We start from the raw sequence: 3,042 nt of genomic DNA, 5'->3' as shown, positions 1-3,042 counted from the left end.
ACCGTAGCGCCCACCGCCTACCGTGACCCACGCCCACATCCCCAGGATCGGGGCGGCGCGCCGCGCCGGGGGCGGCAACCCTCGTCTCCGTCCTGGACTCCATGAGGGACTCACCCATGTGACCGCCTCGGAGAAGGAGCGGACGATGGCGCTTCCGCTGCCGCTGGGCGCGTACCCCGAGGATGTACCCGCCCTGACGGGCGGGGACACAGCCGGCGGACCGGAAGTGTCACCGCCAGCGGCCGATCTCGACGTTCTCCAGCACGCCGAGCGCGTCCGGCACCAGGACCGCGGCCGAGTAGTACGCCGTGACCAGGTACTTGATGATGGCCTGTTCGTTGATGCCCATGAAGCGCACCGACAGGCTCGGCTCGATCTCGTCCGGGATGCCCGAGGCGCGCAGCCCGATGACGCCCTGGTCGGCTTCGCCGGTACGCAGGGCGACGATCGACGTCGTACGGGCGTCCGAGACCGGGATCTTGTTGCACGGGAAGATCGGCACGCCGCGCCAGGTCGGGATGCGGTTGCCGGCCATGTCGATGGTCTCGGGAACCAGCCCGCGCTTGTTGAGCTCGCGGCCGAACGCGGCGATGGCGCGCGGGTGGGCGAGGAGCATCTTGGTGCCGCGTCGCCTGCTGAGCAGCTCGTCCATGTCGTCCGGGCTGGGCACGCCGTCGTGCGGCTGGATCCGCTGGTCGTACTCGCAGTTGTGCAGGAGCCCGAAGTCGCGGTTGTTGATGAGCTCGTGCTCCTGACGCTCCTTCAGCGCCTCGACCGTCAGCCGGATCTGCTGCTCGGTCTGGTTCATGGGCTGGTTGTACAGGTCGGCCACGCGCGAGTGGATGCGCAGCACGGTCTGGGCGACGCTCAGTTCGTACTCACGGGGCCGGGCCTCGTAGTCGACGAAGGTGTGCGGGATGTCCGGCTCGCCGGAGTGGCCGGAGGAGAGGTCGATCTCCTTCTCGCCGTACTTGTTGGAGCGCTGCGAGGGGATCGTGCGGCGCTGCTGGAGGTGCTCGCGCAGGGTGTCCGAGCGCTCCGCGATCTGCGCGAACTCCTGGCGGGGCAGCACCAGCACGGTGCACGCGGTGAGCGCGCGGGCCGTGTACTCCCAGATCGCATCCTCGTTCAGCAGTGCGTCGTCACCGAAGTAGGCACCGTCGGCGAGGACTCCGAGGGACTCGTCGTCCCCGTACGGGCCCGTGCCGACCTTCTCCACCCTGCCGTGCGCGAGGAGGTACACCTCGTCGGACGGGCTGCCGAACGAGGCGATCACGTCGCCCGCCGGGATCTCCCGCTGCTCGCAGCGGCGGGCGATCTCGAAGAGCACCTCCTCGTCCTCGTAGGACCGCAGCGCCGGCAGTTCGCCGAGCTCCGCGGGGATGATCTCGACACGGTCGCCGGTCTTCACGAACGTCAGACGGCCGTCGCCCACGGCGAACGTCAGCCGCCGGTTCACCCGGTACGTACCACCCTGGATGTCGACCCACGGCAGCATCCGCAGCAGCCAGCGGGAGCTGATCTCCTGCATCTGTGGCACGGACTTGGTCGTGGTGGCCAGGTTCCGCGCGGCCGCCGTGCCGAGACTCTGCTGCGGCTTGGTCTGCTCCGCGCGGACCTCTTCGCCTACCGACATAGAGAACTGCCCTCCCGGTTGTGACCGACGCCCATATGCCTCGGGCATCGATGTGCACGAGCAAGCCTTCCTCACTCAACGTGGCGGTGCTATTACCCGAAAGAGCGGGAATGGATCTTTGCTCCGCTGGGCAGGGGGCCCCGTCACGGCGTTCGAAAGCACCCGTATCCGGCCCGTCGGACCGAGGGGCCGGGGCGCGGAGCAGGCCGTCAGCCCCGAGCCAGCCCTTCCCCACTCCCGGGTGACAATGGGCCGGTGACCAGCCTCGACACCCCCGGAATCGCCGCGCTTCGCCCCCGGCTCCCGTCGCCGGTGCAGGAGGTCGTGGACGGCCGGTTCGAGTGCCGGGATGTGCGGCTGCTACTGAAGCGGGACGATCTGATCCACCCGGAGCTGATCGGCAACAAGTGGCGCAAGCTGGCTCCGAATCTGGCCGCGGCGGCCGGCCGCACCGTCCTCACCTTCGGCGGCGCCTGGTCCAACCACCTGCGCGCCACGGCTGCGGCCGGCCGGCTGCTCGGCATCCCCACCATCGGTGTCGTCCGCGGCGACGAGCTGGCCGGCCGGCCCCTCAACCCCTCGTTGGCCCGCTGCACGGCCGACGGCATGCGGCTGCACTTCGTGGACAGGGCGACCTACCGGGGCAAATCCGAGCCGCGGACCCTGGCCGGCATCCTGCGCGCGGCGGACGCGGAGGAGGCGTACGTCGTCCCCGAGGGCGGCAGCAACGCCGAGGCCGTACGCGGCTGCCTGGCGCTCGGCGCCGAACTGCGCGGCCGGGCCGAGGTCGTCGCCGTGGCCTGCGGCACCGGTGGCACGCTCGCGGGGCTGGCGGCCGGCCTCGGACCCGGCGAGCGGGCCCTTGGCGTACCAGTGCTCAAGGGCGGCTTCCTGGCCACCGAGACGGACGCCCTGCAGCACGCCGCCTTCGGGGGCAGACGCGGCACCTGGAGCCTGGACGAGCGCTTCCACTGCGGCGGCTACGCGCGCGTGCCCGCCGCGCTCGACGCCTTCGCGGCGGACTTCGAGCACCGGCACGGCCTGCCGGTCGAACGCATGTATGTCGCCAAGCTGCTGTACGGACTCGTCACCCTGGTCGGAGAAGGCGCCTTCCCGCGCGGGACGGCGGTGGCGGCGGTGATCACCGGCCGTCCCTTCCCCTGAGACGTCGGCCCGTCGTCGCACCTGAGACGTCGGCCCGTCGTCACGCGACCTCCCGGAAGGCCGCCGCCTCCTCCAGGTCCAGCCTGCGCAGGAGGGTCCGCAGCATCTCGTCGTCGATGTAGCGGCCGTCCCGGAGCTTGACGAACACCTCCCGCTCGGCGCTGATCATCTCCCGCGACAGCCGCCGGTAGGTGTCGTCGACGGACTCTCCGGTGACCGGGTTGGCCTGCCCGAGCCGCTCC

The 3,042-nt window shown here is 70.9% G+C and carries 2 protein-coding genes and 1 pseudogene; 1 reads left to right on the top strand and 2 read right to left on the bottom strand.

Annotated features, from left to right (window positions below; all coding sequences use genetic code 11):
• Window positions 1-229: 229 nt before the first annotated feature.
• Window positions 230-1,636, bottom strand: coding sequence for a family 2B encapsulin nanocompartment shell protein (locus ABZ281_RS44165; RefSeq protein ID WP_356663889.1), 1,407 nt, complete (start codon window positions 1,634-1,636; stop codon window positions 230-232).
• Between the two features lie 255 nt (window positions 1,637-1,891).
• Between ABZ281_RS44165 and ABZ281_RS44160 the strand changes: the two genes are divergently transcribed.
• A complete protein-coding gene (locus ABZ281_RS44160) occupies window positions 1,892-2,800 on the top strand; it encodes a pyridoxal-phosphate dependent enzyme (RefSeq protein ID WP_356663887.1) in 909 nt (302 codons plus the stop codon).
• Window positions 2,801-2,840: 40 nt separating this feature from the next.
• On the opposite strand, the pseudogene ABZ281_RS44155 reads toward ABZ281_RS44160, so the two are convergent.
• Window positions 2,841-3,042 (bottom strand): annotated as a pseudogene (locus ABZ281_RS44155) (Na+/H+ antiporter); the annotation flags it as partial.

It is taken from the genome of Streptomyces sp. NPDC006265, assembly GCF_040613555.1.
In the GTDB taxonomy this organism is placed as follows: Bacteria; Actinomycetota; Actinomycetes; order Streptomycetales; family Streptomycetaceae; genus Streptomyces.
This window is presented reverse-complemented; position numbering and strand designations above follow the sequence as displayed.